Raw genomic sequence first — 12,602 nt, forward strand, 5'->3', positions numbered from 1 at the left:
ACGTGGGACGGTGCTAGGGATGTTGATCCTTCTTCAGGTCGAATAGACGACGATCGACGCGATGAGTCCGACCAAGGAGACGAGGAAGCACCAGACCGACAGCGCGTCCCGGATCGGGGCGGTGATGGAGTACCACTTGTCGGGAGACGATTCGGTCGTTTCCTTCATGCGCTTGAAGCCGTTCGGCAGTCCGCGCAGTACGAAGGAGAACGCGCCCAGGTAGAAGAAGGCCAGGCAGAACGTCCAGGCGGATTCCGACCAGTTCTGGACCGTGTACGAGCCGCCGGAACCGGAGACCGTGACCTTCTCCCCGCTCGCGTAGGCGTAACGGGGCTTGGCGACGGCGTCGTCCACCGCCTCCTGCCCGGAGTCGGACCGGAAGCGCCCCACGCAGGTGTTGCCCTGCGAGCCGCGCGGGTAGCAGTCCGTCACCGTCAGGGTTCCGGTCGAGCCGGTGGCCCCTGACTGCTCCACACCTTGGGCGAAGAACATCGCGGCCATGAGGAGGGCCACGACTGCGATGACCGCGGCGGTGATGCGGCCCGCCCAGGCGGGCTCTTGGGTGCGCGTGGCTTTTTGAAGTTCAGGCATACCGAATGCTCCAGCGGAGAGTGACACAGGCCGGGAACGGGGGAATTCACCTCGCGATGGCAGCGGCGATGAATCCGACGACTCCGATGCTCGTGAAGACGATGACCGCGACGCGGCTCGGAGTTCCCAATACGTCGTTCCAGGCTTCCTTGACCTTCGGCCCGCCCCGCCGTGGCCAGTCCGCGACCAAGCAGAAGATGCCCATGCCGAGGAAGATGAATCCGCCACTGACCATGCCCGCCGCTTGCGCCGCGCGCTGGCCGTTGTCCAGCTCGTAGTCACCGGTGATGACATGACCGACGAAGTCGGAATCGAAGTGCTGGGCGGCGAGTTCGAGGTTCGACACGTCTGAGCCGAGCAGCCGCGCCACGTACGCGTCACCGTCCTTGCTCGGTGCGTCGTCCTTGCCGATGGTGACCTGTGCGGTGTCGTCCGTATAGGAGCGGTCGTCGGAACGGAATGACCCCGTGCAGGTCGCGCGGAAACTGGACGGGCCCCGCGATGAACTGGTGTGGGACCTCGTCTGTTCGCACTTCTGCACAGTGAAAGTGCCGTGCGTGCCGAAATGACCCCAGGATGAAAAGGCCTGGAATCCGTACACGAGGGCCATTCCCACGAAGGCCACGATGAGTACGAATCCGAGCCCATTGCGCTGGCCAATGGGCGTCTTCTGTCGTGCCTTCGGGGGGCTGGTCATGGAAGTGGGTGCCCTTCGTGGGGTAAGGGGGATGCGGCGGGAAGGGCCTGGCAGAACTGTGTGCAGTGCGCGTGCGGGCTGTGGGGGCTCCGTGGCGCCCGGGGGTGTCCGCCGAGACCGCCGACTAATGTACGGTACGCAGCTCAACTGTGGTCGCGTGGTGCAGCGGACGACCGCGCAGGCGATCGAATCGACAACCAGGGGATGTGTGACATGGGGGGCTCCGGCTACGGGGTTCAGGCGGACGTGCTCAAGGAGCAGGGAGGCGCCTTTGGCCGCATCGCCGCCGACTTCGCCAAGCGGTCGAAGCAGTTCGAAGACGCCCTCAAGGAGCTTGAGGACAAATGGGGCGAGGACGACGTCATCGGTGTCACCGTCGCCCTCGACATGTACAAGGCGGCCAGCGGCGGAATTCTCGATTCGCTCGAACATCTCGGTGATGGGATGAAGGGCATCGGCGAGAAGCTCACGTCCAACGCCAACCTGTACGAGCAGGCTGAACAAGGCAACGAGGACGCTCTCCGGCAGATCGGCCAGTAACCACCAAGCGGACGTAATGCGGTCAGGTCCCGGACCAATTCGGCCGCCCGCGCATCGAACGAAATCTTCACCGGAGGGTCATCACTCGTGGCGATCATGCTGCCCAGCGAGGTCGACTGGGTTCTCGACCTGTTGGACTTCAAGTGGCCGAACATCGACGAGGACAAACTGCACGAGGCCGCGCAGCTGTGGCGCGAGTTCGGTCAGGCCGCGGCTGAGTACGCGTCGCAGGGGCAAAGCGCGGCGAGTGCCGTCGCGGACGCCCATGTCGGTGAGGCGGCCGAGGCGTTCGCCCGTGAGTGGAAGAAGTTCGACGGCGGCGACGGTTATCTGGCCGACCTGGCGACGTCGGCCGATCTCCTCGCCGTAACGCTGGACATCTGCGGATACGCCGTGCTCGCCCTGAAGATGTACGTGATCGCTCAACTCATCTTCATCGCCATCCAGTTCGCGATCGCCCAGGCCTCGGCACCGGTCACCCTTGGGGCCTCCGAAGCCGTGTTCGCCGCCGAGGTGGCGACCACCCGGGTGCTGTTGCAGCGGGCCGCGATCGAAGCGGCGCAGAAGATCATGGATGCGGTCGTCAACGCTCTCAAAGAGCGGGCGATCAAGAAGATCCAGGACATCGCCAAGGAGATCGCGACCGATATCGCCTCCAAGCTGGGTCAGGAAGTGGTGAGCCAGAGCTTCAAGGCCTCGTTCGGTGCGCAGAAGGGCATCGACTTCGAGGGCCTCGGAGTTGCGGCCGGTAATGGTGCCATCGGCAAGGTCTTCGGGGAGTTCGAGGAGAGCGACGACGGCAAGGGGTACGACTTCAAGGCGAAGGCCGCGGGGAAGGTCGCGGCCGGCGGCGCCGCGGTGGTCGGCGGTGACGCTAGCGGTCTGCGCGCGATGGAGCAGGGCGCCGGTGAGCTGTTCAACAACTTCACCGAGAAGCGCTCCACGGCGGGCAGCGGCGGCGAGGGCGGAGAGACCGCGGGGGACGGGACTCCCAGCGGCGGTGACTCGCCCAGCGGTAATGGCACGTCGGGCGGCAACGACTCACCGGGCGGGAACGACACCCCGAGCGGCGGCGACGCGCCCAGCAGCAACGGCACCCCGAGTGACAACGGCACCCCGAGCGGCGACCAGGCTCCGAGCGGCGACGGCACACCGTCCGGCGAGGACGCCGCTGCCACTCCTGCGGCCCCGGAAGCGAGTTCGTCCTCGGCCGGCGCCGAGAGCGCTGAGATCGCCAAGAACAAGTCCGTCCAGGCTGTCTTCGGCTGATCCATCAACCATCGGTACCCATCGGCGAGATGTGATGAGAGGGACGGAACCCCACACTATGAACACCGGAAACGGCCGCGGGTACGACGCTCAGGGCGAGCGCGAATACCCCATCGAGGACAAGAACCTCACCGAGGAGCAGAACGAGCAGCTGACGGCGTCGCTGCGCAAGGTGCGTGACATGAAGGACGCGCCGCCCGCGCTCCAGGACCTCGCGCGTCAACTCCTCGGTGGACGTATGGAGTTGAAGGACGTGCTCGACTCGCCGTCGGGGCACCGTGCGCTGGGTGATGGGCTGGCCGGCATGCGGGAGCAGTGGCGGAACATGTCTCCGCAGGAGCGGCAGCAGGTCAGGGAGTACGACCCGGACGAGGACCCGAAGAACGCGCCCGGGCGCGACGGCAGGATTCGTTGAGGACGCGGGTACCGACGTGACATCAACGGGGGCCGCCGACCAGTACGTGGCTCGGCGCGACTACATCTTCAGGCGCATGTTCGGCTGGATCGTCGGTGTCGGCATCGTGGCCATCGGCTGCGCCACGGCCTGGACGGGCGTCGGGTACCTCGACGGCCACGTGACGGTCTCGGCGCGGCCGGGATCCGTCGTGGTGCAGTCGTGCAAGCCCGCCGACCCGGGCTACATCTGCACCGGCACCTTCGAGGACGACAAGAGCGGTGCGAAGACCAGGGGTGCCGCCCTGGAGTGGGACCGCGAAGCCGTCCATGGCGCCGCGCTCCCTGCCTTGAAGACGGACAACGGTTACACGTACTCGGACGAAGGCGAACTCACCACGGGCAAACTGGCCAGGGCCCTGTTCTGGTTCGGCGTCACGTCCGCGCTGTGGGTGCTCGGCGCCTTCTTCCTGCTGACCGGCTACCAGCCGCGCCCGGCCCTGCACTACGGCCCGGTGTTCGGCGTCTGGCGCGAACGCGAACGCCGCTTCGGCCGGGTCACGCTGGGGGAGGCCTGGCACGTCGTGCGACACGAGCGCGGTCCGGCGCTGCCGATCCTCGTCGTGGTGACGGTGTTGTGCCCAGTGCTGTTCGTCGGGAGCTGGCTGGCGGGTGGCGCGTAGACATGAGCCTGGGACAAGACGAGTTGCGGGGGCGCGTCCAGGGGCGCACCGCGTACGCCCTGAGGCACTTGGGCGGCTGGTTGCTGGGAAGCTTCGTCATCCTTCTGGGTCTCTTCTTCGGGCTCGCCGGGGCGGGCGCCCTGGATGGACATGTGACCGTCTCGGCGGACCCCGGTACGTTCCGCGTCCAGTCGTGCGAACTCGCTGTCGACCACTACATGTGCAAGGGCACGTTCGAGGGCAAGTTCAACGGGCAGACGGCGACCGGTGTATCGCTGGAGCAGATCGGCCGCGCCGAACCGGGTGACCAACTGGACGCCTACAAGGTGCCGGGCGGGTACTCCGAGTTCCCCACCGAGGGGCTGCTCCCGAGCGAGCTCTCCCGTGGCCTCTTCCTGGTCGGGGCCGGGGTGGTCACCGTGACCTGCGGCCTGTTCGCCGTCGTCACCGGCTATGCGCCGCGCGCCAGCTACACGAATCGGCGTCCGGACCCGTCGTACGGCCGCATCAGCCTGGTGCAGGCATGGCGCGGTCTCGGCCGCTGGGGGCCGGTACGCCTGATCCTCTGCGGACTCGCGGGCCTTGGTGTGCTGATCGCGGCATGGGGTGCGGTCGTGTCGCTCGTGTATCGCTGACATCCCACGCGCTGACATCGCGTGACGGGCATCGGCTACAGCACAGCCCCCAACAGCAACGACACCACCACACCCAGCACCCCGACCGCCGCCAGGCCCAAGATGATCGGTCGGCTCGCCCCGCCCGCCGTGGAGCGCCACGCGGTGCCGTACGACACCCTGCTGCGCCTGCCGGTGTGGCCGGTCACCGCCATGAAGGCGCCCAGCGCGGTCCCGATCAGCCAGGCGAAGGCGAACGCGAACATCAGCCCGCCGTTCCAGGCGCTCGCCTCGACGTACGAGAACCGACGGCTCTCCACCGTCGAGGTGGAGTCCGTCTGCGTCACCGAGATCTTCGTGCCCGCGGAGTGGGAGGACGACGGCTCGAGGTAGGCGTTGGGGGCGCTGCCCTTGCCGCCGTCCGCGCTGAACGACCCGTGACACTTCACCTCTTCACGGGTGCGGTGCTTGCCGTGCGAGCGGTAGCCGACGGTCTGCGTCGAGCACTGGAAGACCGTGAACTCACCGTGCGTTCCGCGCAGCCCGGCGGCGTACATGGCCTGCCAGGCGAAGATGCCGCCGGCGATGAGCGTGACGAGCATGACGCAGACGCCGATGAGGCGTGCCCTGAACGGGATCTGGTGCCCACCCGGGTGGGGCTGGTGCTGGTGGTGGGACATCTTTCGGGTGGTTCCCCCTGTGCCGAACGGAACGCGGTACGGCTGTCGCCGCGCTGCGCCGACGCGGTTGTGGACAGTCGCGGAACGCTACCGCGGGTACATGGCAATCATGCGAGGAGGCGGTGAAGACCGGCGCTTCGGGGCGAGTCCTGTGTGTCGGGGTCACTAGGGTCGCGTTGTCGGACATCTACGTCCGTGGGTCCGAGGCGCCGCGCGCACATCAACTACGCGCCACCGGACGCCACTTGCGCGAAACGCACGCACATTCATGGGGGAGCACATGGCAGGTTTCGGCTCAGGCAGCTTCGACGTCGACCCGGCGGTGCTCAAGGAACAGGGGACCGCCTTCGGCGAGTTGGGCAAGTCCTTCAAGACCGCCGCCAAGGAGCTGAAGTCCGCCCTCGAGAGCGCCGAGGGCGACTGGGGCGAGGACATCATCGGGACCTTCAACGACATCTACGAGCCGGTGCGCGAAGGCATGATGACGTCGATGGAGCACCTCGCCGACGAACTCGACAAGATCGGCGGCAACCTGAACGTCATGGGCACCCAGTACGAGGTGACCGAGGACGACCAGGCCCAGATCATGATCGGGCAGCAGTCGAACCGCCCGGGCCTCGGCATGCAGTTCTGACCGCAGAGCGCATCAAGCAGAGCGCATCAACACGTCGTATCGACGAACCACCATCACACGCACCACGGGGGAGTGACACGGCATGGCATTGACCCTGCCCGACGAGGTCGCATGGGTCCTCGACCTGCTCGGCTACAGCTGGCCGGACGCCGACGAGGACAAGATCCACGAAGCGGCCGAGGCATGGCGACAGTTCGCCACAGCGGTACGGGACACCCAGAGCGGCGGGACCACCGCGGCGAGCGCGGTCCTCGGCTCCAACTCCGGTGACGCGTCCCAGGGTTTCGAGGAGGCGTGGAAGAAGTTCTCGAGCGGCGGGGGCGGTTACCTCGAGGACGCCGCGATGGCCGCCGAGATCCTCGCCTTCGCGCTCGACGCGGTCGCCGTCATCGTCCTCGCCAGCAAGATCGCGGTCATCGTGCAGCTCATCGCGCTGGCCTTCGAGATCGCGGCGGCGCAGGCGGCGGCACCGGTGACGTTCGGGCTTTCGGAGATCGGCGCGGCCGGGGCGACCCAGGCGACCCGGCTCATCGTGCGCCGCATCCTCGACGAGCTGAAGCAGAAGCTCATCCAGCAGGTCACCCAGGCCGTCGAGCAGCAAGCGGTGCAGTCGGTCAAGGAGATCGTCCTCGACGTGGTGAAGGAAGCGGCCGTCGAGGCGGGCAAGGCGGCCGGGCAGAACCTCCTCCAGCAGGGCGTGCAGAACCACTTCGGCGCGCAGGACGGCATGAAGTGGGGCGAGGCGGCCGTGGTCGGCGCGGGCACCTTCGCCTCGGAGACCGTGAACGGTGCGGCGGGCGCCATCGGCGAGGCCTCGGGGCGGTTCGGCCCTGCCGGGCAAGTGCTCGGAGGGGCCGCGAGCGCGGGTATCGGCACGGTCGGCGAGGGCATCGGCGAAGGTGTCCACGCGACGGGCGAGGGCGTGGGCCAGGGGGCCGGGGCCGCGGCCCAGGGCATCCTGGACAGCACCGCCGAGAGCCTGCCGAAGGCGGGCGACGCCGTTACGGATGCGCTGGACCCGAGCTCGATGATCTCGTCGCCGGGCGAGAGCGCCCAGGGTGCGGTGGACGGCGCGGTGGAGGGTGCGACCGGGACGCTCGGGGACGCGGCCCAGAGCGGGGTCGGGCGCCTCAGAGGTGAGCAGCAGCCGGCAGCGGCGGCGGCGGAAGAACCGAGTGGCGGCTCCGGCCGGACTCGGACCGCGGAGGACGCTCGCGCCAGATCGGTCTTCGGCTGAAGCGGCCGACGTATCCGATGGACTCGCGTATTGGGGAAATCCACGTACGTGACGTATCCGATGTAACCGACGTAACTGATGTAACGGACTCATGGGGCCTGTGTGAGCCCTGTGATCCCGTTTCGATCCGTGACATTGTGTGGATCCTGTCACGGCACGGCCGGTCACCTGGGAACCGCCTTGGGTGACCGTGTCAGTTGTGGCTAAAGTACTGTCGCGGCACTATCGAGAAGTGCCACCCGTACCCCAGTTCCCTTCGGGAACCGAGCGGCGCGGGGACCGATGTCGAATTCTCATGGGGGCAAGTGGCCATGGCCGGTCAATTTAATGTGACGCACGAGGAGATGGTCGCGTTCAGCGGCCGTATCTCCCAGGTGAACGAGTCCATCCAGGGTGAGATCCAGCGACTGCAGACGGTGGTCGACTCGATCACCTCCGGCTGGAAGGGCCAGGCGGCCACTGCGTACAACAACCTGCAGAACCAGGTGAACGAGGACGCCACCGCCCTCAACCGCGTTCTCAATGAGATCAAGGAAGCGATCGACTCGACGGCGCAGAACTACCAGACGTCCGAGGACGAGCAGGCCGCGTCGATCTCGCACGTCTCGTCGGGCGCCGAGGCCTCTCCCTTCGGATGAGCCTCCCCGGCCGCTGATCCTGCGCCGCCACTGATCGGCAGCGGGCAGCGCGCCACCGTCGTCATCCTTCATCACCTTCCGTCCAACATCCCCCGGGGGAGACATCATGTCCGGTCAGGTTCTGGTCAATTTCCAGACCATTTCCCAGGCTTCGCAGGACGTCAAGTCCACGGCCAGCAACGTCCGCCAGCAGCTCGACGACCTCGAGGCCGGCGTCAAGCGCATCGCTTCGACCTGGGAAGGTTCGGCCCAGGAGGGCTACCAGGCCAAGCAGCAGGAGTGGGACCGTCGCGCCGCGTCCCTCCACCAGACGCTCGAGTCGATCGCCCGCGCGCTCGACACGGCCGCCCAGAACTACCAGGCGACCGAGAGCCGGAACACCAGCGTCTGGTCGTAACGCGTCGGCGCGCGGGTAGCGCGGACAGCGTCCAGCGCGCGTAGCGATACGTGACCGGGGGCGGCAGGTGCGAATGCATCTGCCGCCCCCGGTGGCATGTCCGGAGACGAACGAGAAGTACGGGGGACTGACGCACTCGATGAAGCCGGAATATCGCAGCCAGGTCGAACAACACCTGCAGCCGGGCGAGGAGTTGATCGCCGCCTGCGAGTGCGATCTGGCACCGGGCGTGCCGAGCCAACCGCTGTGGCTGCGAAAGCCACCGCCGGAGTCCGACCTGGAGCGTCGGATCAAGTCCCGCCTGCCGGGACCTGTGCGGAACTTCCTGCGGCCGAGTGAGCCGAAGCCCGTGGGGCCCGTTGGGCCCATGGATCGCTTCGAAAACGCCATGGAGTCGTCCGAGCGGGCGATCGAAAACGGCCTGCTGCGGGCCGCACACGGCAAGGCCCTGCACGGCGGCTGGGAGGGCCAGGCCGGGCAATTCCTGGTGACGCACTACAGCGCCGCGTACGTGCCCGCCGTGACACTCATGCTCGCCGTGACCGACCGCCGGGTCCTGGTACTCGCCGACCGCGCGAAGCTGTGGCAGTTCAAGCGGGTGTACGCACACCAATGGGAGGCGCCCCGAGCCTCCGTCACCGAAATCCGCGCAAACCCCAAGGGCCTCGTTCAACGCGGTCGCTTCGAGCTCGTTTTCGCCGACGGATCGTGGATTGCGCTGACGGCATCCGTACCCACGCATGCGGCGCCTTTTGCCGCGCGGGTGGGGGCGCTGGGGGCATTCGGTGGGGGCGGACTCTAGCCTTTAGCGGCCCTGGAGCCACCCCAGGGCGATGACCGCCAGCGGTGTGGCGACACTCAGGGCCAGTGCCCCGGCCGTCATGCCCGGGCGGACCTCCCGGTAGCCCCGGAGCCCCAAGTAGGCGACGAGCAGCGGCAGAACGAAGCCCAGCACGAGGCCGTAACGCCACCCTTCCTCCGCGAGGAGGAAGACCGTCATGCTCCACCAGACGGGGACCGACACCAGGGCGATCATGCGGCCCCGGGAGAGGAACAGATCGAGGAACGCACCCTCGCCGAACATGCTCACGCCTCATACCGCCTGGTTGTCGTCACTGTTGGTGCTGTGTGCAGATGCACCATGTCGATGCCGGATGGGGGACGGCGGGTCGAGGTCGGAAAGCTCGGGGTTCATGAGAGGCCTCCCAGGTCACGGGGATCGTACTGCGCGGTGCGGGTGTGACAGCGCACGCGACGCAGAAGCCGGCCGTGCCGCCCTCCGCCCAATGCAGGCCCACGGACCTCACCCGAACATCGGCCCGTCCCCCAACGTCGCAATCCCCGCCCCCACACAAATCGCCGCGAACGCCCACCGAGTACGCCCGAACCGAGCCAACAGCACCCCGCACCCACTCACCACACCGCCCGCGAGGTAGAGCGCCGTCCACACCCCGGCCTCGCTGCCCTGGCTGAGGCGGACGCCCGTGAGGACGATGGCGACGAGGGCGACCAGCGCGGAGATTCCTGCGGACACCCGGCGCGCCTGCCGGGCCGCGCGCCGGCGGTCCATCACCAGCCCCTGCCGCCCCTGGCCCTGGAACCGCGCCTTCAGCGTCCTGGTCGCCTTCAGCTGGTCGTCGGATTCCGAGCCATAAGTCATGTCCCGGAGCCTAGACGTCAACGAACCCGCGGGCGGCCGACGGGACAGGTTCCCTACACTCCCTGCCCATGTCGACACCTCACGGCCACGGCCCTGCACCCACCGCCACCGCGACCGTCATACGTACTGGTCAGCGCAGCGCGGCCAAGGCGCTGCCCCTCGGCATCGTGTTGACGGCGGTGGGACTGCTCGTGCTGTTCGGCGGGGTGGGGATCACCGTCGGCCTCGGTGAGGACGATCCCAGCCCGAAGGGTGTCGTCGGCATCGTCATGGGTCTGCTCATCCTCTTCGTCAGCGTCACCAACCTCATCTCCGCCTGGGTGTCGCGCAGTTCGACGGTGAGCATCGACCCGACCGGCCTCTGGGTCGGCGACGGCAAGGTGCGGGGCGTCGTCCCCTGGAACTCGCTCGCCGGCGTCGGCCTGCACTGGAGCAAGCTCGGCCGCACGAAGGTCTACTCGATCGAGCTGTGCCCCTCGGGCCCCATCGACCGCGACGACCCCGTCCTGTGGCCTCTGGTCCGCGACGAGGCGCCCCTCCACCCCGACCTGCCCCGGCTGCGCTACCGCCTCGCTGTCCCGCCGGGCTCACGCGACGCCGTCGTCGAGGTGATCCAGTCGTACGTGCCCCAACTGTGGTTGGGCGAGGCGGAACGCGAGTCCGGGCACATGGGCACGCCGGACCGGAAGGGACACCGGGAGCGGACGCGGCCGCGCGGCCAGGCCTGCTGACCGGGCCCGTATTCCGGGGCTCCTATTCCGAGGCCGGCCCCCGGAGCACGTACTCGGAAGCCCGCCCTCCGAAACCCGTACGATGATCGCCGGATTCGAACCGGCGACAGCGGTTCACCACGAGGTTCACACCGGGGTTCACAACGGGGGAGTTGTCCAACGCCCATGGCAGACATCGACATCAACGCCGCACGCGTACGCGCCACGGCCCACGACACCGAGTCCCTGGCCCGCCAGACGGCCAAGCGCCTCGGCCACGCACTCGACACCAGCGACGAGGTGCCCGCCTCCCACCACGGCCACGGCTGGCAGAGCCCGGCCGAGCTCAAGGCCTGCGCGCGCAAGTGGGAGGAGCACATGGTGTCCCTCGCCAAGCGCATGGGCGAGCTGAGCAACAAGTTGCGGGATTCCGCGGACAGTTACGACCGCGCGGACGCCGAGGCCGAATCACGCCTGCGCGCAGGACTGACCGGCCTGGCCGACCTCGGGAGGGCCTGACCATGGTCTCGTACGAGGGTGTGAACACCGCCCACCCGAAGACCTGGGCCACCGCGGCCGACGAATGGCACGCCCTCGCCAAGCACGCCCTGGACGCGGCGAAGGGCCTGCGCGAGTACGGCGCCAAGCCGCTCGCCGACAACTGGACGGACGAGGTCGGCGCCACGGCGGCCGCCGAGTTCGAGAAGCTCGCGAACCAGCTCGAGTCCGCGTACGACATCCTCCTCGCGGTCAACATGGTCGCCGACGGCATGACGACCACCATCGAGACCGCGCAGAGCACCCTGCATGCCGCGATGGACCTCGCGGCCCGCCACGGCCTGGAGATCGAGGCCGACGGCACGATCACCGGCCACCGTGCGCAGGACGAGGAGACGGAGTCGTACCGGGCCGAGGTGCAGGACCTCGTCGACCAGGCGACCGAACAGGTCACCACCGCCGACGAGTTGGCCGCGGCCGAGTTCGCCAAGCTCGCCGCCCAGACCGGTGTCACCGACCCGGACAAGGCGCTCGGGGACCTCCAAGAGCACGCCTCCCACGTCCAGTTGAGGATGCTCGCCGCCGACATCCCGGTTGGCGAGGACAGGGTGACGGCCCGCCGCTGGTGGAACGGCCTCACGCCCGAGCAGCGCAAGGACATGATGCTGGCCCAGCCGGTCGCCCTCGCCAACCTGGACGGCATCCCCGCCGACGTACGCCAGGAACTGCGCGGCACCGACGGCAAGTTCGACCGCGTGAAGATGGTCGAGTACGCCCTCGCCAACTGGAACAAGGCCGACCCCACCGACTTCGGCAACAACTGCGCCAACTTCGTCTCCAACGCCCTGCTGCACTCGGGCATGAAGGAGAAGACGAGCTTCTGGGGCACGGCCGACGACGACAACTGGATGGCTGCCCCTCGCACCGGCGTCGACGCGATCGACAAGCGGATCGCCTACACCGACACCTGGGCCGCCGCCGAGAACCAGCAGAACTTCATGCTCGCGCACGGCGGTTCAGAGATCCCGCAGGCGGAGGCGAAGCCGGGCGACATCATCTACTACGAGCAGGCCGGCACCGGCGACACCGCCGAGAAGGGCAATACGCACCACGCGGCGATCGTCACGGCGGTGATGCCGGACGGCGAGATCAAGTACACCCAGCACAACAACGAGTACCAGAACGTCAGCCTGGAGGGCCGCCTCCCCTCGACGGAGAAGAACCAGGGCGACCAGAACCTGCGCTTCGTACGCCCCAGCCCGGACTGGTACTGATGCCGCTGTCCCCCGTCCGGCGCTTGCGTGCCCAACTGGCTTTACTCGTATCGCTGTTGGTCCTCGCATCCGTGGCCCTGCTGGCGG

The 12,602-nt window shown here is 67.9% G+C and carries 18 protein-coding genes; 13 read left to right on the forward strand and 5 right to left on the reverse strand.

The features are described 5' to 3' along the window. Positions 1–33: 33 nt before the first annotated feature. Together ACYSUO_RS22195 and ACYSUO_RS22200 are read right to left on the reverse strand one after the other, a co-directional pair. The gene (locus ACYSUO_RS22195) at positions 34–591 is read right to left on the reverse strand and encodes a hypothetical protein (protein WP_461777955.1); all 558 of its coding nucleotides are present in this window, start codon (positions 589–591) and stop codon (positions 34–36) included. Positions 592–637: 46 nt separating this feature from the next. Continuing rightward, a complete protein-coding gene (locus tag ACYSUO_RS22200) occupies positions 638–1,192 on the reverse strand; it encodes a hypothetical protein (protein ID WP_461777956.1) in 555 nt (184 codons plus the stop codon). Between the two features lie 309 nt (positions 1,193–1,501). On the opposite strand from ACYSUO_RS22200, the gene ACYSUO_RS22205 reads away from it, so the two are divergent. From ACYSUO_RS22205 to ACYSUO_RS22225, 5 genes are all read left to right on the forward strand, one after another. Then, positions 1,502–1,828, forward strand: coding sequence for a hypothetical protein (locus tag ACYSUO_RS22205; protein WP_461777957.1), 327 nt, complete (start codon positions 1,502–1,504; stop codon positions 1,826–1,828). A 96-nt stretch (positions 1,829–1,924) separates the two neighbouring features. Further along, complete coding sequence (locus ACYSUO_RS22210) at positions 1,925–3,097, forward strand: WXG100-like domain-containing protein (protein ID WP_461778021.1); 1,173 nt, start codon at positions 1,925–1,927, stop codon at positions 3,095–3,097. A gap of 58 nt (positions 3,098–3,155) precedes the next feature. Next, complete coding sequence (locus ACYSUO_RS22215; RefSeq protein WP_461777958.1) at positions 3,156–3,512, forward strand: hypothetical protein; 357 nt, start codon at positions 3,156–3,158, stop codon at positions 3,510–3,512. A gap of 16 nt (positions 3,513–3,528) precedes the next feature. After that, complete coding sequence (locus tag ACYSUO_RS22220; protein WP_461777959.1) at positions 3,529–4,173, forward strand: hypothetical protein; 645 nt, start codon at positions 3,529–3,531, stop codon at positions 4,171–4,173. A gap of 2 nt (positions 4,174–4,175) precedes the next feature. Further along, positions 4,176–4,808: a hypothetical protein gene (locus ACYSUO_RS22225; RefSeq protein WP_461777960.1), complete on the forward strand. Its 633-nt coding sequence runs from the start codon at positions 4,176–4,178 to the stop codon at positions 4,806–4,808. Between the two features lie 35 nt (positions 4,809–4,843). Here ACYSUO_RS22225 and ACYSUO_RS22230 read toward each other — a convergent pair whose 3' ends face one another. Continuing rightward, entirely contained in the window at positions 4,844–5,467 is a 624-nt protein-coding gene (locus ACYSUO_RS22230; protein ID WP_461777961.1) for a hypothetical protein, read from the reverse strand. A gap of 280 nt (positions 5,468–5,747) precedes the next feature. Between ACYSUO_RS22230 and ACYSUO_RS22235 the strand changes: the two genes are divergently transcribed. The 5 genes from ACYSUO_RS22235 (at position 5,748) to ACYSUO_RS22255 (ending at position 9,175) form a co-directional block, all read left to right on the forward strand. Then, the gene (locus ACYSUO_RS22235) at positions 5,748–6,101 is read left to right on the forward strand and encodes a WXG100 family type VII secretion target (RefSeq protein WP_327661274.1); all 354 of its coding nucleotides are present in this window, start codon (positions 5,748–5,750) and stop codon (positions 6,099–6,101) included. An 82-nt stretch (positions 6,102–6,183) separates the two neighbouring features. After that, on the forward strand, positions 6,184–7,338 hold the full coding sequence (locus ACYSUO_RS22240) for a WXG100-like domain-containing protein (protein WP_461777962.1): 1,155 nt from the start codon (positions 6,184–6,186) through the stop codon (positions 7,336–7,338). A gap of 311 nt (positions 7,339–7,649) precedes the next feature. Further along, positions 7,650–7,976: a WXG100 family type VII secretion target gene (locus ACYSUO_RS22245; RefSeq protein ID WP_426900231.1), complete on the forward strand. Its 327-nt coding sequence runs from the start codon at positions 7,650–7,652 to the stop codon at positions 7,974–7,976. 106 nt (positions 7,977–8,082) lie between these two features. Next, on the forward strand, positions 8,083–8,373 hold the full coding sequence (locus ACYSUO_RS22250) for a WXG100 family type VII secretion target (protein WP_425828831.1): 291 nt from the start codon (positions 8,083–8,085) through the stop codon (positions 8,371–8,373). 73 nt (positions 8,374–8,446) lie between these two features. Continuing rightward, on the forward strand, positions 8,447–9,175 hold the full coding sequence (locus ACYSUO_RS22255; protein ID WP_461777963.1) for a hypothetical protein: 729 nt from the start codon (positions 8,447–8,449) through the stop codon (positions 9,173–9,175). 3 nt (positions 9,176–9,178) lie between these two features. Here ACYSUO_RS22255 and ACYSUO_RS22260 read toward each other — a convergent pair whose 3' ends face one another. Then, the gene (locus tag ACYSUO_RS22260; protein ID WP_461777964.1) at positions 9,179–9,457 is read right to left on the reverse strand and encodes a hypothetical protein; all 279 of its coding nucleotides are present in this window, start codon (positions 9,455–9,457) and stop codon (positions 9,179–9,181) included. 219 nt (positions 9,458–9,676) lie between these two features. Then, positions 9,677–10,033: a hypothetical protein gene (locus ACYSUO_RS22265; RefSeq protein ID WP_461777965.1), complete on the reverse strand. Its 357-nt coding sequence runs from the start codon at positions 10,031–10,033 to the stop codon at positions 9,677–9,679. Positions 10,034–10,101: 68 nt separating this feature from the next. Here ACYSUO_RS22265 and ACYSUO_RS22270 point away from each other — a divergent pair, with 68 nt between their 5' ends. The 3 genes from ACYSUO_RS22270 (at position 10,102) to ACYSUO_RS22280 (ending at position 12,515) form a co-directional block, all read left to right on the forward strand. Beyond that, a complete protein-coding gene (locus ACYSUO_RS22270; RefSeq protein ID WP_461777966.1) occupies positions 10,102–10,764 on the forward strand; it encodes a hypothetical protein in 663 nt (220 codons plus the stop codon). A 165-nt stretch (positions 10,765–10,929) separates the two neighbouring features. Then, the gene (locus ACYSUO_RS22275) at positions 10,930–11,262 is read left to right on the forward strand and encodes a type VII secretion target (protein WP_461777967.1); all 333 of its coding nucleotides are present in this window, start codon (positions 10,930–10,932) and stop codon (positions 11,260–11,262) included. 2 nt (positions 11,263–11,264) lie between these two features. After that, entirely contained in the window at positions 11,265–12,515 is a 1,251-nt protein-coding gene (locus tag ACYSUO_RS22280; RefSeq protein WP_461777968.1) for an amidase domain-containing protein, read from the forward strand. Positions 12,516–12,602: the final 87 nt, after the last annotated feature.

This window comes from Streptomyces sp. UC4497, assembly GCF_054871485.1.